21 protein-coding genes and 2 pseudogenes are annotated in these 21,419 nt (G+C 57.4%); 6 read left to right on the forward strand and 17 right to left on the reverse strand.

Annotated elements, in window-relative coordinates; all coding sequences use genetic code 11:
• Positions 1 to 99: 99 nt before the first annotated feature.
• The 6 genes from BLV09_RS10465 to BLV09_RS10490 form a co-directional block, all read right to left on the reverse strand.
• Positions 100 to 1,281 carry an amidohydrolase/deacetylase family metallohydrolase gene (locus BLV09_RS10465; protein WP_146687230.1) on the reverse strand — a complete coding sequence of 394 codons (1,182 nt, stop codon included), beginning with the start codon at positions 1,279 to 1,281 and terminating at the stop codon, positions 100 to 102.
• Positions 1,278 to 1,976 carry an ABC transporter ATP-binding protein gene (locus tag BLV09_RS10470; protein WP_197685035.1) on the reverse strand — a complete coding sequence of 233 codons (699 nt, stop codon included), beginning with the start codon at positions 1,974 to 1,976 and terminating at the stop codon, positions 1,278 to 1,280. Before BLV09_RS10470 ends, BLV09_RS10465 begins: the two co-directional genes overlap by 4 nt.
• Positions 1,954 to 2,745, reverse strand: coding sequence for an ABC transporter ATP-binding protein (locus BLV09_RS10475; protein ID WP_100381080.1), 792 nt, complete (start codon positions 2,743 to 2,745; stop codon positions 1,954 to 1,956). The genes BLV09_RS10470 and BLV09_RS10475 overlap by 23 nt, the downstream gene beginning before the upstream one ends.
• A 3-nt stretch (positions 2,746 to 2,748) precedes the next feature.
• A complete protein-coding gene (locus BLV09_RS10480; protein WP_100381079.1) occupies positions 2,749 to 3,951 on the reverse strand; it encodes a branched-chain amino acid ABC transporter permease in 1,203 nt (400 codons plus the stop codon).
• A 19-nt stretch (positions 3,952 to 3,970) separates the two neighbouring features.
• On the reverse strand, positions 3,971 to 4,861 hold the full coding sequence (locus BLV09_RS10485) for a branched-chain amino acid ABC transporter permease (protein WP_100381078.1): 891 nt from the start codon (positions 4,859 to 4,861) through the stop codon (positions 3,971 to 3,973).
• 105 nt (positions 4,862 to 4,966) lie between these two features.
• A complete protein-coding gene (locus BLV09_RS10490) occupies positions 4,967 to 6,190 on the reverse strand; it encodes a branched-chain amino acid ABC transporter substrate-binding protein (protein WP_146687231.1) in 1,224 nt (407 codons plus the stop codon).
• 541 nt (positions 6,191 to 6,731) lie between these two features.
• Between BLV09_RS10490 and BLV09_RS10495 the strand changes: the two genes are divergently transcribed.
• Together BLV09_RS10495 and BLV09_RS10505 are read left to right on the forward strand one after the other, a co-directional pair.
• Positions 6,732 to 7,211, forward strand: coding sequence for a hypothetical protein (locus tag BLV09_RS10495; protein ID WP_244549033.1), 480 nt, complete (start codon positions 6,732 to 6,734; stop codon positions 7,209 to 7,211).
• 858 nt (positions 7,212 to 8,069) lie between these two features.
• Positions 8,070 to 8,615: a GIY-YIG nuclease family protein gene (locus BLV09_RS10505; protein ID WP_146687232.1), complete on the forward strand. Its 546-nt coding sequence runs from the start codon at positions 8,070 to 8,072 to the stop codon at positions 8,613 to 8,615.
• On the opposite strand, the gene BLV09_RS10510 is transcribed toward BLV09_RS10505, so the two are convergent.
• Both BLV09_RS10510 and BLV09_RS10515 read right to left on the reverse strand, forming a co-directional pair.
• Positions 8,603 to 9,421 carry a DUF4238 domain-containing protein gene (locus BLV09_RS10510; protein WP_167558685.1) on the reverse strand — a complete coding sequence of 273 codons (819 nt, stop codon included), beginning with the start codon at positions 9,419 to 9,421 and terminating at the stop codon, positions 8,603 to 8,605. The two genes, BLV09_RS10505 and BLV09_RS10510, sit on opposite strands and share 13 nt — an antisense overlap.
• Before the next feature lie 502 nt (positions 9,422 to 9,923).
• Positions 9,924 to 10,844 carry a LysR family transcriptional regulator gene (locus tag BLV09_RS10515; RefSeq protein ID WP_349536748.1) on the reverse strand — a complete coding sequence of 307 codons (921 nt, stop codon included), beginning with the start codon at positions 10,842 to 10,844 and terminating at the stop codon, positions 9,924 to 9,926.
• Positions 10,845 to 10,967: 123 nt separating this feature from the next.
• Here BLV09_RS10515 and BLV09_RS37190 point away from each other — a divergent pair, with 123 nt between their 5' ends.
• Both BLV09_RS37190 and BLV09_RS38465 read left to right on the forward strand, forming a co-directional pair.
• Complete coding sequence (locus tag BLV09_RS37190; RefSeq protein WP_167558686.1) at positions 10,968 to 11,264, forward strand: DUF3551 domain-containing protein; 297 nt, start codon at positions 10,968 to 10,970, stop codon at positions 11,262 to 11,264.
• 225 nt (positions 11,265 to 11,489) lie between these two features.
• Positions 11,490 to 11,621, forward strand: coding sequence for a hypothetical protein (locus BLV09_RS38465; RefSeq protein ID WP_283806845.1), 132 nt, complete (start codon positions 11,490 to 11,492; stop codon positions 11,619 to 11,621).
• A 392-nt stretch (positions 11,622 to 12,013) separates the two neighbouring features.
• Here BLV09_RS38465 and BLV09_RS38000 read toward each other — a convergent pair.
• A pseudogene (locus tag BLV09_RS38000) lies at positions 12,014 to 12,270 on the reverse strand (helix-turn-helix domain-containing protein); the annotation flags it as partial.
• Positions 12,271 to 12,329: 59 nt separating this feature from the next.
• Positions 12,330 to 12,725: pseudogene (locus BLV09_RS10530) on the reverse strand (IS110 family transposase); the annotation flags it as partial.
• A gap of 257 nt (positions 12,726 to 12,982) precedes the next feature.
• Between BLV09_RS10530 and BLV09_RS10535 the strand changes: the two are divergent.
• Positions 12,983 to 13,927 carry a LysR substrate-binding domain-containing protein gene (locus BLV09_RS10535; RefSeq protein WP_146687235.1) on the forward strand — a complete coding sequence of 315 codons (945 nt, stop codon included), beginning with the start codon at positions 12,983 to 12,985 and terminating at the stop codon, positions 13,925 to 13,927.
• 78 nt (positions 13,928 to 14,005) lie between these two features.
• Here BLV09_RS10535 and BLV09_RS10540 read toward each other — a convergent pair whose 3' ends face one another.
• From BLV09_RS10540 to BLV09_RS10570, 7 genes are all read right to left on the reverse strand, one after another.
• Positions 14,006 to 14,959 (reverse strand): PDR/VanB family oxidoreductase, encoded by a 954-nt coding sequence (locus BLV09_RS10540; protein WP_167558687.1) that lies wholly within the window; start codon positions 14,957 to 14,959, stop codon positions 14,006 to 14,008.
• A 28-nt stretch (positions 14,960 to 14,987) separates the two neighbouring features.
• Entirely contained in the window at positions 14,988 to 15,869 is an 882-nt protein-coding gene (locus tag BLV09_RS10545) for an SMP-30/gluconolactonase/LRE family protein (protein ID WP_146687237.1), read from the reverse strand.
• Positions 15,870 to 15,932: 63 nt separating this feature from the next.
• Positions 15,933 to 16,319 (reverse strand): RidA family protein, encoded by a 387-nt coding sequence (locus tag BLV09_RS10550; RefSeq protein ID WP_100381073.1) that lies wholly within the window; start codon positions 16,317 to 16,319, stop codon positions 15,933 to 15,935.
• Complete coding sequence (locus BLV09_RS10555; RefSeq protein WP_100381072.1) at positions 16,312 to 17,700, reverse strand: aromatic ring-hydroxylating dioxygenase subunit alpha; 1,389 nt, start codon at positions 17,698 to 17,700, stop codon at positions 16,312 to 16,314. The genes BLV09_RS10550 and BLV09_RS10555 overlap by 8 nt, the downstream gene beginning before the upstream one ends.
• A gap of 26 nt (positions 17,701 to 17,726) precedes the next feature.
• On the reverse strand, positions 17,727 to 18,497 hold the full coding sequence (locus BLV09_RS10560; protein ID WP_167558688.1) for an ABC transporter permease: 771 nt from the start codon (positions 18,495 to 18,497) through the stop codon (positions 17,727 to 17,729).
• A gap of 8 nt (positions 18,498 to 18,505) precedes the next feature.
• Positions 18,506 to 19,348, reverse strand: a complete 843-nt coding sequence (locus BLV09_RS10565; RefSeq protein WP_244549034.1) for an ABC transporter ATP-binding protein — start codon at positions 19,346 to 19,348, stop codon at positions 18,506 to 18,508.
• A complete protein-coding gene (locus BLV09_RS10570) occupies positions 19,348 to 20,355 on the reverse strand; it encodes an ABC transporter substrate-binding protein (protein WP_146687238.1) in 1,008 nt (335 codons plus the stop codon). Before BLV09_RS10570 ends, BLV09_RS10565 begins: the two co-directional genes overlap by 1 nt.
• Before the next feature lie 332 nt (positions 20,356 to 20,687).
• Here BLV09_RS10570 and BLV09_RS10575 point away from each other — a divergent pair, with 332 nt between their 5' ends.
• Positions 20,688 to 20,990, forward strand: a complete 303-nt coding sequence (locus BLV09_RS10575) for a hypothetical protein (RefSeq protein WP_146687239.1) — start codon at positions 20,688 to 20,690, stop codon at positions 20,988 to 20,990.
• Positions 20,991 to 21,419: the final 429 nt, after the last annotated feature.

The following is a 21,419-nucleotide window of genomic DNA, read 5'->3' on the forward strand; positions in this document are numbered from 1 at the left end:
TTTTTTTCACCGTATCAAAACAGAATTTGTCCTTCGACTACTGAGCAGGCACGGCCTTTTCTGCACAGACCCACTTTCACGCACGAGACAGGCCCACTTTCATTGGGAACGCCAGACACCGGCGAAGACGCTTCCACGTGGAACAAGCCTCGTACTGCTTTGCATCGTCTTCCCGACGCAGTCGCGGAATTCGAAGCTCCCCTCCTCCACCTCGAACAATGTGGCATCACCGACCGCGCCGGGCGCAAGCGTTCCGATCTGCGGCCGGGATATCGCGCCCGCCGGAGCCGACGTGACGCTGCGCACGATGTCTGAAAGCCCCAGGCCCATGACATGGAATTTCGACAGGGTTGTCATGAGATCGAATACCGGTCCTTCGACGTTCAACACATGCAGGTCGGTCGAGAGCACGTCGGGCACAAATCCCTTCGCGAGCATTCCTTTGGCGATACGGAAATCCAGCGAGCCCGCGCCGTGGCCGAGATCGAATATCACTCCGCGTTCCCGCGCGATCAGCACCTCTTCCCAGATTTCACCATCCGGTCGCAGTGGCGCGTTGGGAAACGGCTTGAAGCAATGCGTCAGGATATCGCCGGGACGCAGGCGCATCAGCACGTCCTTTCGGCTGGGCGGAAGGTAGTCGACATGCGCCATCACCGGTAGCCCGGTTTCCGCAGCAACCTCCAACGCCATGTCCAGCGGCGCAATTCCGCTGGAGCCGCTGGCGATACGGCCCACCCGAACCTTGATACCAACGATCAGGTCGCGATTCTCGTTGACAATCCGTATACATTCATCGAGGTCGAGCAGGCGCAGGTCGGTACATTCCCCGACCATCACGGGCGCGCTGTAGGCAAAAATGCCCGGAAACGACACATTGAGGAATGCCAGAATACGCAGACTGGAGCGCTCGATGATATGATGGCGCAAGCCCGGAAAATTCCCCGGTCCGGCGCTCCCCGCATCAACAACCGTGGTGACCCCACCGCGCGCCGCCACCAGTTCAGGTTTGACGCTGATGGATGTCGCGCCCCAATAGACATGGGCATGCAGATCGATAAAGCCCGGGGCCAGAATGAGGCCTGATACATCGCGAATGTCGGCGGCGGCGCACTCGATCTGCGGCGCAACTTCGGCCACCAGGCCTCCCGCGAAAGCAACGTCGAGACGCGTATCAATATCTCTGCTCGGGTCGATCACGCGCGCACCGCGCAGGACGAGATCGTATCGGGTCGGTGCGTTATCTGGAGGCGCAGAATTCGAACGGACCGCAATCGTCATAGGTAGGCTTCCTTGATCATGTCATCCTCTCGCAACTCTCGCGCGGAGCCTTCGAGGGCAATCTGACCGGACTCGAGCACATAGCCCCGCGATGCAACCGCGAGCGACGCATAAGCATTCTGCTCTACCAGGAGAACGGAGAGACCACGGTCGCGAATCCGCAAAATGATATCGAACACCTCGTCGCACATGAGTGGTGACAGCCCCATTGATGGCTCATCCATCAGAATTAGTTGCGGGCGTGTCATCAAGGCGCGGCCAATCGCCAGCATCTGTTGCTGGCCTCCCGAGAGGGTTCCGCTCAGCTGATCCAGGCGTTCACGCAGAAGCGGAAAAAGCTCCAGGACCATCTCGAGCGTTTCGGCCGCGGCGGCGGGCTCATTGCGGACGGACGCGCCGATCATGAGATTTTCCGCTACCGTCATCGGCCCGAATATACGACGGCCTTCGGGAACGATGGCAATACCACGACGGACTATCTCGGTCGTCTTGCACCCGCCAAGCGCTTCTCCGTTGAAGACCATCGTTCCTGCTGAGGGCTTCAAGATGCCGAGGATCGTCAGCAACGTGGTTGTCTTGCCCGCACCGTTGCTGCCCAGAAGACAAACGATCTCGGCCTTACCAACGGTCAGCGAAACTCCGTGGAGGATTCTGGCTGGCCCGTAGCCGGATTCAATTTTCTTCAGCTCCAGCATTTGCATAGCCCCTCCCCAGATACGCCTCGATCACTCGCGCATCCCTGCGGATTTCATCGAACGAGCCTTCTGCAATTTTCCGTCCGTAGTCGAGCACGATGACCTTGTCGGTTACCCCCTCGATCAAGCGCATCTTGTGCTCGATGAGAATGATGGTTGTGCCTTTCGACCTGATACGCAGCAGATCGTGCACCAGATTTCGTATCTCCTGCAGAGCCATACCCGCGGCAGGCTCATCGAGCAAAAGAAGCCGTGGCCTGGTCGCCAACGCACGGACAATTTCGAGCCGCCTCTTGTCGGCGTATGGAAGTTCACCCGCGCGGCGCTCGGAAAATGCCTCCAGGCCGCCACGGCCCTCCGCCAAGAGGGTCAGCGCATCCGCGCGCATCTTCGCTTCCTCCCTGGCGACGGAAGGCAGGTCCAAAACGGCCGCGCCATAGCTGGTTCGCAGATGCGAATCCATTCCGACCATGACATTCTCGACGACGCTAAGCTGGTCGAACAGCCGTATCTGCTGGAAGGTCCGGCCAATTCCATCGCGAGCGATCTGGTGCGGTTTGCGCCCGACCAGGGATTTCCCACCAAACAGGATATCGCCCGAGGTCGGCCGGCAGATGCCGGTGATCAGATTGATCATGGTCGTCTTCCCGGCTCCGTTGGGGCCGATCAGACCGACGATGGCGCCCTCTTCGACATCGAAACTGACGTCATCGAGTGCGGTAAGACCGGAGAACCGTTGAGTGAGATCGCGAACGGAAAGAAGCGCCATAGCTCAATGACTCGTGGAGATCATGCGGCGGCCGCGGACCAGCATGATTCCGAGCAACGCCAGGCCAAAGATCAGCAACCGCCAGTCGTCGAAGGCGCGCAGCTTCTCAGGCAAGACAGTGAAGACCACGGCCGCGGCAATAACACCTGCGATCCGGAAATTTCCGAGCACCACGACGGCGAGCAGAAACACCGACTCGATGAAGCGAAAACTCGACGGATCGAGATATCCGATCATATGGGCATAGAGTGAGCCCGCAATGCCGCCGAGACAAGCTCCCGTGCCAAACGCCAGCAGCTTGAGTTTTGTCAGACTAAGACCGGAGGCTTCCGCCGCGATCTCGTCGTTCCGCATCGCAGCCCACGCACGGCCCCATCGCGACCGGCCCAGCCGCGCGCAGACCAATGCCCCAAGGACCAGGCAAGCCAGCACGAGATAGTAGAAGTTCGCCTGATAAGGGAGCGTGATGCCTGCCAGCTTAATGGGAGCCCGGAAGCTGTGACCAAACAGGCTGGGTGAAGCGATACCGGAAATCCCCTGTGTTCCGCCCGTCAAGCCTTCCAGGTTGGTGATCAGCTGAATGACGATGAAGGCGAACCCGAGGGTAACCAGCGCGAGATAATGGCCCTTGACCCGCAGGGCCGGAAACGAGACCAAAAGGCTGAGGGCCGCGGCGAACAGGCCGGCAAGCGGCACACAAAGCCAAAAGCTCACCCCCAATCGGGTGCTGAAGATCGCCGAGGCGTAGGCCCCTATCGCATAGTAGGCGATGAAGCCGAAGTCTGCGAGGCCGGCGTAGCCGATATTGACGTTCAGGCCGAGCGCCATCAAGGCAAAGATGCCTGCCATCGCCATGACGTGCACTTGATAAGGACCGTCGGCGAGGAACGGATAGGACATCGCGCATAGAACGACGCCGACAATCAGGAAACCGCGCTCTCGCACCAACACTTCGCGCATGAATGCAAAGCGGTTGGCGGCGAAATACCAGCATACGCACAGGAGCGCGACCCCGGCGACATAGCCAATCAACATCGCCGAATCCGCCAGCCGCAATCCACAAATTACGAGCGCATACGCACCGAATAAAACCGTGCCTGCAAAGAAAATCGAAGCGAATCGCGAGGAGGCGCCGAACGGCGATCCGAGAAGACCCGCTGCGATTGACGACGACACCGGATCGGGACTCGAACGTAGCTCAGTCATACAATCTTCCGCTCAGGTGTTACGGCCGGCTCAACAGCCCATTTGGACGAAATACGAGGCAAAGGATGAGCACACCGAAGGTAATGATATTCTTGTAGGCGCTGCCGCTCGGCACATAGGCACTGGTAAACACCTCCATCAGGCCGAGAAGATATCCTCCCACCAGCGCGCCATACACATTGCCCAGACCGCCGATGACCGCGGCGGTGAAGCCCTTGATGGCAGCGATGAAGCCCATATTGAACATTACCGCGCCGAAATTCATCCCCTCCATGATGCCGCCGAGGGCTGCCAAGCCGGAGCCGATAAAGAAGGTGCGACTGATGGTTCCATCCACATCGATACCCATCATCAGGGCCCCCGTTGCATCTGCGGTTACTGCACGGATCGCACGGCCGAGCTCTGTTCGGGTGATAATGAGATGAAGCGTCGCGATCGACAACACCGCGACGCTCACCAGGAAGACCTGGACATAGCCGACGATTGTCGTGCCGATCGCGAATGTTTTTTGTCCGAACGGATCGGGAAAAACCTGCGGATTTCCTCCGTCGGGATAGAACAGCAGAACCATCTCCTCGAGAACCAGGTATACGGCAATCGACGTGATCAAAAACACCAGCGGAGGCGCACGCCGCAATGGCTTCACGGCAATCTTCTCCACGATCATGCCGATCAGACCCGAGAAAACCACGGCGATAATCGAAACCAGAATGAGCAAAACGGGCAGCGGCAGTTCGAACTTCTGACCCCACCGAAATGCGCTCAACGCAACGAACGCGCCGATCATGTAGATCGCGCCGTGAGCAAGGTTGATGAGATTCAGCACTCCAAAATAAAGCGTGAAGCCAACCGCGATCAGCGCGTACATGCTGCCCAGTACCGCTGCGTTGACCAGTTGCTGACTTAACATAACGCCTCCCTGAGAAGCCAAAACGGAGGTCCATTAATGGCAGGCGCCTCTCGCCCGCCGCCACTTGTCCCATTCGGTTCAAGCGGAAGCAGGCCACGTTGCTAACTACTGCGCGTCCAGAGGCACCGGTGCATCGAGCTTGACGATCTTACTGTCTGCTTCTTCCTTGCTGAAGTCCGTCATCACCCAGTTGCCCTTCTCGACGACGTAGTAGCCCATCACCCGCTGCTTGACGTCTCCGGGTGGCGGGAAACTGATATCGCCGAGAACCGTCGAGAATTTTCCGTCCTTGAGGACATCTATAATGCCGCTGCGGTTCAGCTTGCCTTCGGCGGCCGCGCGCTTGACGGCGTCCGCCAGCACCTCGATGCAGGCGTAGGCCCAGATGCCGTAGGTTTCAGGCGGCTTGTCGAAGCCGGCGGCTGCGTAGGCGGTCGTGAACGCCTTTCCGCCGGGATAGGACTGATATGGCAAACCGTAAAAGTAGGCGCGTGCGCCCTCCGCCGCTGCACCGGCAATGGAAACGAAGGTCGGGGACATTGTCCCGGAGCCTGTATAGAACAGCGAGTCCATGCCAAGCTTAACCATCTGCTGGCGCAGTAGCGCTGACTCTGTGGTTACGCCACCGAAGAAGATGAAATCCGGCGAAAGCGCCTTGGCCTTCGTCAGAACCGCCGTGAAATCCTTTTCGCCGACTGCAATGCTGTCGGACCCGACCTTTTCGCCTCCCAGCGGAGTAGCGTACTTCTCCATCTCGGTGACAAGGGATTTACCGTATTGCGTGTTGTCGTCGATAAGATAGAACTTCTTCTTTCCGAGACTGATCGGATAGCGGGCCGCCATCTGCAGCTGCCACGTATCCGGCGGAGCAATCCGAAATATCTGATCACCCTTCTGCTCGGCAGTGAGACGCCAGTTGATCGACGCCGGCGTCAGGTTGGCCAGTCCCTCGCGGTAGAAAATATCGCGTGTCGCGAGCGCGACCGGCGAATTCCAGTGCGCGGAACAGGCCAAAACGTCGGGATCAGCGGCGGCACGCAACACCGCGCTAACACCAATGCTCGCCTGAGACCCGTCGTCGAGTTTGACGATTTCAAGCTCGATATCGCCAAGCTTGCCGGAAGCATTGATCTGGTTGGCGGCGAGAACCATCGAGTTCATCATGCCTGCGCCGACCGCTGCATTCGGCCCGGAGGTCGGAAGCACAGCACAGATCTTGACGACTTTCTTCGCCTCCGCCGTCTGCGCGAAGCCGACTGCCATCATAACGAACAACGCCGCTCCGAGAACCTGTTTTGTCTTGAGTGAGAAATGCGCCGATCTCGTCATCGATAAATGCCTCTGCGAGGATTGCGAGAATGTTGTGTCCGTGGAGTACGACTGCTTTGACAACAACCACAGCCTGCGCGAAGTGTTGTCTTCCGAGGGCAGCGCGGAAAGGACCACTGCTGCCAAGTCTACGATACCAGTGTCCGGATCCGTGTCCTGGCGATCGATACCAACAATGTCGCTCTCAATTCTGCACGAGCGAGATTAAGCTCGCTGCAAATTTCCTGAGCACTCCCCCACCTGATAAATAATGGACTCAGCCTGCGCTAGAAGAGGCCTCGTCCGCCCCGCGGTACGCAGCCGCCAACTTCGATAGCAAAAGACTTGAAACATCGAGAATGTTTGAGCCGACCTCTATCGCTACGACACGTGTCCATACTCAGGGGAAATCGATCGAGAGAGTGCGTGCATCTGCAAAACTTTTAGTCAGCGCTGCCGATCCGAAGAGCATGATAGGAGCTGGGGGAGCGCATGAAACGGGCCAGCCCACAAAGATGTCGACGGCGAGATGGTCGAACGCCGTACCACCGTCAACCACGCCATGAAAACCGCGCGCGGCGCATGGAATACGATGTCTCTGGCCAACTCCGGCCTATTCGCTCCGAAGAATCCATTCGAGAAGATGGGCCTGCGGTCGACCTCGCGCGAAACTCCGAATGCGACTTTTGCTGAATTGACGGCTTTCCAGGCGAAGGCGTTCGAGATCGGCTACCCGTCGCTCACCACCGGCGTGCTGATCGGTTGGGAGTTGCTACAGCGCAAGGCCCACATCTTCATTCGATTTATGGCTGATCATTACCGTCCGGGCAGCCGTCCGAACCATGTCTATGTCATCAATTACAAGACGAGCACCGGCTCATGGGAGCCGCTTTTCGATAAAAAGGGCAATCCGCTCTATCCGCAATTGACGGCCGAACTGGATGCGACGCAGCGACTGCGCGAGGGAAAAAATGAGTGGGGGCGAAGTCCGCCCTTGGGCGTGGAACAATGGAGCAACAAACTCGCGAAACTGTCGGGATGAGACAACTGGCTTCGTCAGGATGACGATGAGAAAATCCGGGAATGACCAGAAAATACTGGAGCGGGTGAAGGGAATCGAACCCTCGTATTCAGCTTGGAAGTCTGCGAGTTTCCGCAGTGTTTTCAACACCCATTCCGGCATTTTTCAGCTTTCCGGGCGATTGAGATCACTACAGAATTTCTCTTTGTCGGAATGGTCTTGCGAGACTCATGAGCGATCTCCGAGTCTATGGAGATCCGTGAAGTATGGGCGGCAACGCCTGTATCAGCAAAACGGCGCTTCCGCCCAATACGCTCGCCCCCACCACGAGCAGGGACAGGACGCGTTCCCAAAGCTTTTCGTTGCCGGCGACTTCATTTGAGTTTTGCATCTGTGTGCACCCGCATTTTTCGTGCGACGAAGATCTCATAGCCCGAGTCGCGAGATCGCCGAGCGGCTAAATTTGCCGGAGAATTAACTCATGATTCACCGACTCGGACGCCCTGCCCGATTGGTGTTGCGTCCGTTTGGGCCGCCTGTGATTCGCTCTTGATCCGGCGTCCCATAAGGACGCTATCGAGCGACATCAAAGATAGAGAGGATCAGAACATATCCCTAGTCCGAGGTCGGGCTTCCAAGCCACCCGCATGAGCCGGATCAGGAGACGACGCTCGCGCTGACTTTCGTGAGAGGGGGATCCCATATACGCCGCCCTGAATGCCGACCAATGGGGTCAGCGAATCGCGCTGGCGCCGAATCAGCATCACCCCCATAACGGCGGACCGAGAGAAGCTGTTGCTACATTCATGTTAGCTGCCAGACGCTCATCGTGACTCTGCTAGTCTTGACAGCTGATCTAGCGCCGCCACGAGGTTTGGGATGTCCAAAAGATTTGGCCCGTATGTTTGCCCCGGCGTAGTTGACTGCGGCGCACTGATGGACTTCGTGCACCGCGATGCGACCGAAGCGAAGAAGAAATCGCGCGAAGAAGCGAAGCGTGTTTTTGAAGGCATTAAAGCTGCGCACGCCGACTGGCTCAAAGAACATCGCTTATCCGGGCGAGCATTGAGGCGCGCCGGCAGCCCGTTTAGTGAATCCTACGACGATCTCGAACGCTGGCTGGAAGAAACCGCACCGCAGAAGAAGCCCCGTGCGAAGAGCGGCTTTGTGTACGTCATCGGGCTGGCCGAAGATCCAACAGCCGTGAAGATCGGATTCGCCGCCAACGTTGATGACCGACTTTTAACGCTCCAGACTTCCTCGCACCGGACGTTAAAAGTCCTCGCCACGATCAAGGGAACGATTGCGATGGAAAGGAAGCTTCATCGCGACTTTGCTGACGATCATATTCGGGGCGAATGGTTCCGCCGCAGCGAGGCAATCGAGTCCTTTGTTGCCCGGACGGGCAGCGCCTACCTCCCCTGAAAGGGAATAAGCGCTGCTTCGGTATGCCCGAACACCTGACTATGGCCCGCCGCACATATCCGATCATTGAGATGCTGCACATCCGCAACCGTCAGGCTCTCTGACCCAAACGCCGGCGGCTGGTCTGCTTCGCCGAGCACAAGGCCGAGCGTCGGTGAAACGGGATAGTAAAATGATAGCGCATCGGGAGGCGCCGTCCCATCCGCCAGCAGATTGACGGTCGGCTGATCGCCGGTGACGAACGGCAGGCCAGTCTTGTTCTCCAATAGGAGCAGGCTCCTCTTTTTACGTTCCCGGAAGAGACTAAGGCCGATATTGAAGGAGAACATATGCACGGCGATGTTCCAGCATCGGCTGAAGTCAATGTTGTTCTTGGAACGAAGAACCTCGATCGTCTTTTCCCGGGTCCGTTTCGTCCGCATGTGCTGGGTGCTGATGAAATGCAGGAAGGTGATGCACTTGTCGCCGTCCTCGTAGAATGAGAGGTCGCCCCTCAACACGTCTTCAAGGATGGGAAGAAAGGATTGCTCCATCCGGCCGTGATAGTCTTCCATGGCGTTGGTCTGGTACTCATCGATATATTCGTCGATAGATTCGACACTTTTGAATGTGCTCCTGTTCTTCTCAACAAAGCGCAGGGGCGCCGCAAAGCTCGTTAGCAGGTCCGTGTGGTGGCGCTTGCTGAGTTCGTGCGTTGCCGCATCGACAACCAGCCACTTGATGAGCTTTATATCTTCATCGGTCAGGACTTGTAGCTTATAGAAGTCGCGATCAACGGCCACGTCATGCGTGCGTATGCGGTCCATTTGGCTAATCATGCGGTTTTTTTATGAGACACGCTGGTATCCGGTCGCAAAGCTTGCCCACGTATCGCCATTCCGATCCTTGTACGGCAACAACGCGCCAAAGCTATTTCAGAGCCTATCGGTGCTCGCCATGGTCTCCACGCGCGCAATTGGTTTCCCGCTCTGACAGCCTACGTTCGCATGCGATGCTCGCCCCGTGGGGGGCCATATTCGTGCGCCACTCGGAAGATCTATTCAGGTTAGAACGGTCAATGCAAAATGGCCATGGGATCTTCATGAAAACAATGACCTTCACATCGTCGGGCCAACAAGCGCAGCGAGAAGCGACCTTCCGATCCACGGTTCTGGGAACCGTCGCTCTATCCGGCTGAGCTACGGGACCGAAGACCCGCTGCTGGAAGCGCGGGTACTTGGAAGCTGCATACCAGAGCGGGCGGATCATCGCCAGTCCCCGGCCGGGACAGTAATGCCTCTCCGGTCCGCTCCGCGCGGCCCCATGGTCTCATTTCACGCGATGCAACAGGCCGCTGCGCTTTCGCCATGTCTCGATGAATTTCAGAAACACCAACAGCGGCATCGGTATCTGATGACGGCTGGGATAATAAAGGAAAACACCGGGCAGCGTGCTGCACCAACCTGGCAACAACGCGACCAGCCGGCCGTCCGCCAAAAGCGGCGCCGCCAGCGGCTCCGCGAGATAGGCGACGCCGACGCCGTCGAGTGCCGCGCTCAGCACCAATTCGAGGTCATTGGCGATCAACGAACCTTCGACGGATATCTCGCTATGCTGACGGCCCTTGTTGAACATCCAGGGCTGGAACGAGCCGTCCCAGGGTTGCCGGTAGCGGATGCAGTTGTGGAAGTGGAGATCCTTCGGCTGTGACGGCGCCGGGTGGCGCGCCAGATAGTCAGGCGTGGCGACCGCAAGCATCCTGAATTCATCCAGCAGGCGCAAAATCGTCATGTCGCGTTCGACCCGGTGACCGACGCGAATGCCAGCATCGAAGCGGCCGCTGACAATGTCGCTATGCGTGTCGTCGGCCGACACCTCTAGGCGAATGGCGGGGTATTCCGCCAGAAACGGCTGGATGATCGGCGCCAGCACCCGCGTCGCGGCCGGCCGTGAAACCGCCAGGCGCAACGTCCCGACCGGATTGTCGCGGAACACATTGACGCTTTCGAGCGCGTGATCGATGCCCGCGATGATCGGCTGTATTTCGAGCAAAAGGCGCTCTCCGGCCTCGGTCAACGCAACGCTGCGCGTGGTGCGATTGAACAGCCTGACCCCGAGCCGCTCTTCGAGCGAGCGGATGGTCTGGCTCATGGTCGGCAGCGCGACCCCGACCTGCACCGCCGCCTTGGTGAAACTGAGATGCTCCGCGACCGCCACGAAGGCCGTCAGTTCGGCGAGTTGGATACCCATTATTTGCTAAATCAAAATAAGCTCTTCCATTTATCTGCTCTTATCAAAATACGCGCAAATACTCAAGTTCGATTCAGGACGGCAGGTTCCGCGCGTCCAACACTGTTTAAAAAGGGAAAGAAAATGACGACGCTCTCGAAAATAATGACCGCCTCGGCCGCCGTGTTCGGCACGCTCGCCTTTATGGCGCTGGCTGCCCCCGCCGCGCAGGCCGGCGAATTCTGCATGACCGACTCGTCCGGCATGCGCGGCTGCGGTTACGATACTCTGGCGCAATGCAAGGCTTCGGGTTCCGGCAAGAATGGCAGCTGCGATCGCGACCCGTTCTACAAGAATCCCACCGACGCCCTGGCTCAGGCGAAACCGGCCCATACGCGCAGCCTGCTGCTTCATTCGACGAAGCAAGTCGTCGCGCATTAACCGGAACGCTACCGATTCCGGGCAGTGCTGCCTTTGGCCATTCAGGGGACGTGCTGCCCGGAGCGGCAAGCGGACCGTGCACACGTGCGTCAGGTCTGAATCCTTCATCGTAAGACGAAATTGTTCCGAACGTTGTGCGCCAAACCGGGACTCGGAAAATTGGCTCTTGGCGCATTCGATTTACGGACACGGATGACCCTGGCGAACGTCGAAAAGGAGACCGACATGAGCGTGAAAGGTGAGATCAAGGAAGGTGCGGGTTTCGTCAAGGAGGAGATCCGCGCAGCCCGCGGGCAGCGCAAGACCCACAGCCGGCGGCGCCAGGCCGATCGGCCGGCGGTGAGGATGGCGGCGTAGGCTTCGCTGCGTGGCCTTATTCCGAACCTTCAGCGGTGTTGGCGTCTAACCATTTCTTGTTTCTGAAGAGGTTGCGCAGCGATCGGGCAATTTTCCGTCGTGCGTTACGCTCTGGTCCTGGCTGAAGCGACCGAGCATACCGGAGCATCTGCCGGCGTAACTGGACAAGCTCCTCGTGGGTATAGCGAGTCTGATCGTCTATTAGCTTGAGCTGAAGTAACGGCATTTCCCCGCCCTCATTTGGATAAGGCGAGAGCGCAAAAAACTCTCAGTCACCGATAGATGCCGAAAATTGGTGCGGTAGTGCGGAAATTACGGCGCGCTGCAACACCGCGGACTGTTCAATATTGAACACCTTCATGGGGAAAAATCAGTCGCGATCCCAGCGCCGTTTACCCATCCTCTCTTATCTGAGGTTGGTCCCGCAGCACAGCGTCCAGCAGCGAACGATGAACCTCGATTTTCCCGTTGTAATTAATGAAGCCCTTTTCCTAAATTTATTCATGAAAAAGTTCCCCCGCGATCGAGTGGTGCCGATCATTTCAGCTAGCGTTTCTTGACTAAGCGTCACCGGGATAGGAACCGGGCCGCCTTCCTTGCCGAAGTTCGCCTCCAGATCACTTAGGGCCGCGCCCCGCTGGCGAAAGGAACGACATGAAGATCAGTTCAAAAGATATGCGCATCGCGCACTTCGCTTATCAAACCGCCCAGCTTGCGCGCAACCAGTAGCGCTCGCATCTCCTGCGATCCCATCGATTTGACGGGCACCGGGCGGAACCATCCCATCCCGATCAACTGCGCAATCCCGCGCGCATCCTTGCAATCTGTCTTCACCGTCATTGCCGATAATGCCGCCTTCACATGCCGCGTTTCCAGCAGAACCGTTTCGAATCCGGCTCGTTTTAATCCCGCATGCAGCCACCGCGACAACGGCCCCGCCTCCAATCCGATCCGCTTTACTGCAAAGCCAAGCGCCTCGAAAAAAATAAGTAGCACTTCGGGCTCGCTCGCGACCTTCGCCTCCTTCACGATCTTCCCCTGCGCATCCACAACGCACACGCTCGATAGCTCCAAAGACACGTCGATTCCGGCATACTGTTCCATGGCTGTCCTCCGTCTCCAGGTGCTTGGGGCCGACTCAACGTCGCGCCCCCGTTTCATCATCTATCGGAGGACAGCCACCATCACCCCTTGCTCGGAGCAGGGCCCATTACGGCATCTAGTCTGTCCGGATTCGTTCTGCCGGCAGCAATAGTTCGTCTGAACGTCATCTACCGATGTGTATATCGCTTTTGGCAATATAGGTTTTGGGTATAAACTCTTCATCGATGAGAAGGTCCATTATGCAATAACGGAGCGTTATGCCGAGTAAAATCAAGTTTGACCCGGACCTTTTCTATAACTCACTCACTCTAAGACAAATTCGATATTTCGTTGCCACGGCAGAGTTTGGAAAGGTCAGCCTAGCAGCGTCGATGGTGGCAATCTCTCCCTCGGCCGTGACTGATGCCATTAGCGAACTCGAGGCTGGTTGCGGGGCCAAGCTCTTCGATCGCCACCCACGCGGCCTGTCGCTCACATTTGAAGGCCATCGTTTCCTGGCGCACTGCCGGAACGTGCTTTCAGCGGTAAAAGAGGCCTCGAACACCTTTAGCGAACAGCACAATGAAGCTGCCGGCACGTTCACGCTCGCTGCTTCCAGCACTGTTGTCGGCTACTTCATAGCGCCGCTGCTCGTTCGCTTCCAAAGAACCTATCCCAACATCGAGACCAAGCTTATCGAAGGCAACCGAGCGCAAATCATCCAGGGACTACGCCTGGGCGACTACGATCTTGCTATTGTCGTTGCCTCAAACTTTCCGCCGGATATCGAGATTAGACGGCAAATTCTCATGAAATCTGTTCGGCGTCTGTGGTTGGCACCAAACCATCCCTTCCTGAAGAGACGGGCGATCACGTTAGAGGACGTTGCAAATGAGCCCTACATTCAACTCACAATTGACGGCACGGAAGACTCTACCTCGCGTTATTGGGCGGCACGAAAATTAGTGCCAAACATCGTATTCCGCTCGGAATCAGTTGAGGCCGTGCGTGGCTTGATTGCCTTTGGGCATGGCGTGACTATATTGTCGGACATGATGTACCGTCGGTGGTCGCTGGAAGGCGATAAAGTAGAGGTCTGCGACGTCGCAGACGACATTCCGACGCTCGACGTGGGCCTGATGTGGAAGGGCGAGCAGATTTCAAACGCTGCTGCAGCGACATTCCAGAATTTCTGCCGCATCGAGGGTGTCAAAGCGACATAGACGAGCGAAGCACCCGCATTTCTATAATTATCGGCGCTGTAAATGTACCGTCGGTGAACTGCCCACCGGTGGGGCTAGTCATATGTCGAGCTTGAGGCGCAGGGTCTTTGCGCGGGAGACGCACACCATCATCCAGTCCGCCTGCTCATCTTCGGTAAGGACGAAGTCCTGATGATCGGCCACGCCTTCAAGGATGCGCGTTCGGCAAACCCCGCAGGTTCCAGCCTCGCAAGAGCTTTCGAGGTCGCGCCCGCGGGCGCGCAGAGCCGTAAGAATCGACTCATTTACGCCAACTGGAATGATTTCGCCGGTGGATCCGATTTCGACCTCGAAGCCGGGCTCGCTATCTAAATTCAAGGGAGCCGCCGCTGTTGATACGAAGCTTTCGTAATGCACCGAGCCTGACGGCCAGTGCCCCGTCGCGTTACGCACCGCCGCTAGCAAACCGGCCGGCCCGCAGCAATAGATCTGGTGTCCTGGTATTGGCACGCCCAGGAGCTGCTTGACGTCGAGCTGCCTACTTGGATGGCCGTCGTCGAGATGAAGACGGAGCCGGTGCGGTCCAGCGACCATGCGGGCTTCGCCAACGAGCGCCATGCGTTCGAGCCCGCGCCCACAATAATGTAACACGAATTCTCTGCCTTCCGCCTGAAGATGGCGCGCCATCGCGATCAGCGGCGTAATGCCGATGCCGCCACCAATGAGAATATAGCCCAGGGCACCGTCTTGGAGCGAAAAATGGTTGACGGGCGTGGAGACCCTGAGGACATCGCCAACTCGTACAGCATCATGCAGAAAGCGCGATCCTCCACGGCCACCCTGTTCACGCTGCACCGTGATCTCATAGCGGTGAGTTTCAGACGGATCGCTGTGCAGAGAATATGGCCGCGACAGGCCATTGGGCAGATACAATTCGATGTGAGCACCAGGTGAAAAGGACGGGAGCTCAACCGGCATAACTGGCCGCAGTTCGATCGAGACAATGCCCTCCGCCTGATAGGTTATACATGTCACACGTGCGTCGATGCTCATTGCAGATCTACTCTCGGTATGGACCGCGTCAGCCACTAAAGAACGGTTCGGGAATACCTGGCACGTCAACATCGATCGAAAAGATCGCTCCGGCGAGCGGCTGCTTCTTGAGATCCGGTGCAGCGATAGGATAAGTCGCGCTCGTAATGTAGAGGGTCTTCAAATTGCTTCCGCCGAATGCACACATCGTGGGACGTTGCACGGGTAGTCCGATGACGCGATCAATCACGCCATCTGGCGAATAGCGTGCCACGCGCCAAGCGCCGATATGGCAAATCCAGTAATAGCCTTCGACGTCGACAGCCGCTCCGTCGGGGCGGCCTTCCTGGATATCGATGCGCAGAAACACACGTTGATTGGTGATATCGCCCGTCGCGCGATCGAAGTCCCACGCCCAGACATAATCCTGGCGGCTGTCGGAGTGATACATCGTGCGCGCATCCGCGCTGAACGCCAAGCCGTTCGAGCAAATGAGCTTGTCGACCATGCGCGTGCATGTGCCGTCCGGATCGTAGCGAAACAGCGAAGCCACTCGCTTGTCCATGCTTTCGACGACAGCGCCAGCCCAAAAGCGCCCCAACGGATCACACCGCCCATCGTTGAAGCGTATGTTTGGATTTTCGGTTTCGTAGTCGAAGACGCGCCGCACCGTCGGAGCGCCATCGTCGAAGAGGTCAACCAGAAAAATACCTGACTGCATGCCTGCGATCAGTCCCCCATCGCGACGGAAGCCAAAGCAGCCGATCCGCTCCGGCATGACCCATTTACGGACCATCCTGCTTTGCGGATCGAACCTGTTGACGGACGGCTCATGAATGTCGACCCAGTAGAGGCAATTTTCGACCGGGTGCCAGCGCGGACACTCGCCGATCTGCGCGCGGATATCGATCGCAAGCTTGACCTGATTCATGTTCCGATTTTCCTTGCGATCATCCGTTGAGACAATCGACTGTCGCTGCGCGATGCAGGTCGCTCAGCGTTTCTTGACGACAAAGTCGATTTCGATGTCGCACCCCCGCGCCAAGGCCGTCACACCGACACAGGTCCTCGCCGGCATGCATTCTTTTGCAAACAGCCGGGAATAAACCGCGTTCATCCGCTCGTAGTGCATTTCGAACCGCGTCAAGAAGACTCGCACGCTGACGATCGCGGCATCGGCGAAACCCGCACGTTCCATAACGGATCGCAGATTATGAAGCACGGCTTCAGTCTGGGCCTCGATCCCCTCCGGAATTGAACCATCCGGCAGGATCGGCATCTGCCCTGTGAGGAACAACCAACCGTCTGCCTCTACGGCGTGACTGTAAGGCGCGACCATGGCCGGACCATCATTGAACGTGTGATAGGTCACCTCAGACATTGGCGGGCTCCAGAGAAGACCGATCATTGGCCTGGACATAAAAGGCACCCTGGTCCTGCATTGCACGGACGACGTCCTCGACGTGCCGCTGACGTGGCCCCGGAGGCAACTCGGCACTCTCAATCGCTGCGTTGCAGACCATGTGCCCGAAGTTACGAATGAGGGCGACATCATCGCCCCTCAACCGCGGAACCCGCAGGATTGTCTCGTTGTTATAGGTCGGTACGATACCTTTGCCGTATCGGCGTGGTTGAGCCGGCAGGCCTCCTGCCTGCAGTGCCCGCACACCCGTCCGAATCTGGCGCCGCAGCTGCGCTACACCCTTGTCGGTCGACGACAGGTTTTCGTTGCGGTGAACCGTGATTGGACCCTGTGCGACCATCGCGTCCCAATCACCGGGACTCTTTTGCCGCTCCGCATAGGGCCGCTCGTCGGTTTGCCCCATCAAATCAATCTTACCGAGACCGATCTGATCCTCGCGCCCTTGTTTGAGCGGATCGATGACGTCGTTGAAGTGCCGAACACCAATGACAATACAATTGGTATCATCGAGTGGCACTATCCATCGTGTGAATGCGGCACATAACGCGAACTTCTCCTTGCTGCCGTCCACGAACCCCGTCCCGAACTGAGCGACATTCGGAAGGATCACGTCGCTAGCGCGAATCCAAAGTTGTTCACCAACGCGACGGGTCGCCACCGAAAGAAGGCCGAGCGGTGTGTCCAGAAATTCGATCGTCGGCAGTTCCGCAAAGGCCGGCGTGAACTGCACGCCGGTGACGATCGAATGCAGATATGCCGTATGAATTGGATCAGCGGCGTTTTCGTGCACCTGCAGCCAATTGCAGGGCATGTCTAGCTTGTAAGGGACGAGATGGTTGCCATCCGGCCACACCAAAGTGTCGTAGACCGGGAAATCAGGCGTCTCTTCCGGCGGCCCCATATACGCAAAGACAAGTCCCGCAAATTCATGAGTGCGGTAGGCTCCCTGACACACGGCTTCGCGTAAACGACTTCCCTGTGGCTCGCTTGGCGTTTCAAGCACAGTACCGTCAATGTCAAATGCCCATCCATGGTACGCACAGCGGATGCCTTGCTCGCCAATGATGCCGTATTCAAGCGAGGTGCCGCGATGACTGCAGCGCTTGTGCACCAGACCCAGGCGTCCGCTCTTGTCACGGAACAGCACCAGGTCCTCGCCCAGCGCACGAACCGGAATCGGCATATCCTTTACCTCGGACACCATTGCAATCGGTTGCCAGAAGCGACGCAGATAGTTGCCGCAGGGCGTTCCAGGACCTACGCGCGTCAATTCGGCATCATCTTCAATTGAAGGCTGATTGTAAAATCCGCCGAAAGGCGGTCGTTTTGCCTTAGCCATGGGCTGCTCCTTGCTGGGGTTAGGACTTAAGCTGACGCTCTGAGCTTGGCAGTACGCCAGGGCACGAAGACGATCTCCGCGACCACCACGGCATAGAACAGCAACAAGCCGATCAGGGAGAGAATGCTCAGGGCAGAGAACATCCTCACGGTATCGAACTGGCCTTGCGCCACCAGGATCGTGTAGCCAAGCCCGCGGTTTGCGGCGACGAACTCGCCGATGATGGCACCGATCAGCGCCAGCGAAATGCCTACCTTCATTCCGGCGAACAGCGCGGGAAGTGCATGTGGAAAACGAATCTTCCAGATGATCATCACAGCCGATCCGCGCGCGGTGCGTCCGAGATCAATGATCTCCGGATCGATCGATTTCAGCCCATGCACCATGTCGATTACGATCGCAAAGACTGCGATCATCGCAGCGATTGCGATCTTTGGATTGAGGCCTGTTCCCATCCAGACGATGAATAACGGCGCGACCGCAACCTTTGGAATGCTGTTAAGGGAGACCAGCAGCGTATAGAGAGTTTGTTCGACGGCCTTGAACTGAACTATAAGAATGGCGAGACCCACACCGAGAACAACAGCCAGTGCGAAGCCACTCAATGTGGCCTGCAACGTGTAGCCGGACTGATACAAATAGAGCTTCGGCTCGGCCGCGATGGCTGCGGCGATCTTCGTCGGCGCCGGCAGCAAGTATTCCGGAACGCGAAACAATTGGGTCACACCCTGCCAGAAAGCGATCAATACGACAAAGATGCCGAAGGGCATCAAAACGCTGTGCATCGCGCGCTTCATCCGTCGACTCATATTCCGCGCCTCAAAATACCGAGATCCTCAAATGTCTTGCGGATCAGCCGACCATATTCGGCAAACTCAGGACTTTCCTTGACCGCCAGCGGGCGTGGGCGTGGAAGATGGATATCGATCACCAGAGCGACCCGTCCGGGTCGACGATCCATCACCACAACCTGATCGGCCAGGAAAATGGCCTCACTTATGTTATGTGTGATGAAGATAGTCGTCGCCTTGGTGCGCTGGCTCGTTGCTTGAAGCTCAAGGTTCAGATCGTCGCGCGTGAATGCATCCAGTGCGGCAAACGGCTCGTCCATCAGCAAAATATCGGGATCACTCAGCATCGCCCGACAGATCGACACGCGCTGCCGCATACCTCCAGAAAGCTCCCAGGGATAGCAGTCATGAAAGCTTTCAAGCCCGAAGACGTCCAGGAGCTGCCTGGCCCGGGCGACCCATTCACTGCGGTGGCCACGACGGAGCTCGATCAGCAACAGGACATTGTCCAGAACCGTTCGCCACTCCAGCAACACATCGCGCTGAAACACCATGCCGAGGTTTTGAGGCGGAGCATCGATCTCCCGGCCGCCGATCACAACGCCACCAGTACTGGGCCTTTCCAACCCCGCGATGCAACGCATTAGCGTACTCTTGCCGCATCCACTCGGACCGACGATGCTGACGAAGGCTCCGGGACGAATCTTCAGACGGATATCGCGCAGCGCCTCGACCTCACCCCGATCGGAACAGTAGATCTTTGAAACGCTGTCGATGATGATGTGGGCATCTGCCGGGCGTTGCCGCCCATCCTCGATCAGGTCCCGGGGCACCGCCTCGCGCAACACGCTGCGCACTATTTGGCTCCGTCGATCAGCTTGTTCGTGAAATAGTCATCAGGCTTGCTGCCGGCAGGGATCAGGGCAGCATTCTCCATCAGCTCAATGACGCGCTTCCAGTCCTCCGCGGATTGGTAACCCAGCGGCTTGGACGCAGTGTTCGGCGTGTGGAAGTACTTGATGTGCTCGCGTATCGAGATCAGAAGTTGCTCGCGATCTAGCTTCGCATCGGGGCGCGCCTTCATGAGAATGGAGGCGGCCTCCTCTGCGGAGCTTTCGCCGCCGTCGATGATCTGTTGCCAGGCTTCAAAATATGCGTCTGCAAGACCCTTCAAGCCTGTACCGCGTTTCTCGAGCGTATCCTGCGTCACCACAAGTCCGTACGACGGCAGGTCGAGGCCGTAGTCGCCGAAAAGAATGTAGTTCGAAGGGCGCGTCTTTTGCACGTAAGCCATACCGAACGGAATGGAGACGATCATCGCATCGCCTTTGCCTGCGGCGTAACTCGGTATCTTTGCCGCCGCGTCAACGCTCATGAGATTTATCTTGTCGCGATTGGTACCACCTGCCTTCAGGAACGGATCGATAAACGGCCCCTCGAACGAAGTCGCCGTATAGATGACTTCCTTGCCTTCCAAATCCTTGGCAGTCTTGATCCCGGAGTCCTTGGGAACGAACACGCCGATGGAGGTTTTCTGGATCAATCCTCCGATCGAGATCAGATTCATGCCCTTGCCCCGCGCGACCGCCATGACCGAGAGATCGGCGTGCCCCACGTCGAATTTTCCGGAATTGACCAGTTGAACGGTTACGCCTGAGCCGTTGCCGTCTTCGAGCGCAACACTGACACCGTGTTTTGCGAATAGGCCTTTGTTCATGGCCCAGTACCAACCCGCCTGCAGGCCGCTGACCGACCAGCTGTCTCGAACGGTAAAAGCATCCAGCGCCGACGCAGGACTGTTGTTGCCGAGGGATAACAATGCTGCGGCCACGAGCCCCAGAAAGCGGCGGTCCCTGATCATCATTTTTTACCTAGTCCAACTAAAGGAGAGCAGAGTTGAAACTCGTGCGTACAGTTGGCCGTAATAGCGTCGGCGCGCCGGCCACTGTAAATTTCCAATTTGGGAATGTTGCTTTCGGAAATTCAGAATGCATGCTGCAATAGTAAGCGGCAGTGGCGCAAAGTACGTCAGATCGGATAGAGTACGCGGTCGACACTACGTGCTCGATAGAACGCCCCTACTCATCTGAAGTCGTCGTGATTCAAATGGCTTGATGAAAGACTTCTAAACTTTCGCCGATCCAATCTCCTGGTATAAACTCAACGGCACTCATGCCTTCATATCGAGCATGCGTCTTGGCCTTGACCGATATGCGATTCCATCGAGCCGCTGATCATTCTGTGAATGCCGGGGTGGGTTACTCTCTTGTCTCGCGCCTCAGTGCAACGGACCCTGCCAGAGTGATCTCGCTCCCCACGAAGAACCCGTTGATACATCGAGGCCGCACGCACCTGCCTTCACGCGAAGAGCGCACGCTTCCTCCTGCTGCAACCGAACTGCTGCGCCTGATCGCAGGCAACATGAAACAGTTGCCTCACAAAGCAGGTCCAGCGATGATGGCCACGATGGTCGTGGCCGACAGAAAAGCAATCATCTGACCGCGACGCACTGACGAATATCGGCTCGACGAGATGCGCGCGAACCGGATGAGTTCGCGAAGGCAGCGAAAGAGGTGCGCGCCTAGGGAGATTTTCTCAAGAGGATGTAAGCGATGAATGTCGCTGAGTGCCGATAGACGACATCGACCAATGCTTGGTCGCGCCGTGAGAGCTCAGGTGAGACTGCTACGCCCTACTCAACGACGCGCAGCGCCCGATAAAATCCGCTATGCAAGATCGACGGGATTTGGCGACTAACGGCTGCAATCTCGTAAGAAACGAAAGCGAAAGAATAGTAGAACGTGCGTGCACAGGATTTGCACAAGCCCCTCACTTAAGTATTTGATTTTCAAAATACTCTCTTTCCAATCCATCATTGGCGCGACGGAGAAAAGGCAATCGTGGGATTTCGTGGTTTTTTCGGTCATT

This window comes from Bradyrhizobium canariense (genome assembly GCF_900105125.1).
GTDB classification, from domain to species: domain Bacteria; phylum Pseudomonadota; class Alphaproteobacteria; order Rhizobiales; family Xanthobacteraceae; genus Bradyrhizobium; species Bradyrhizobium canariense_A.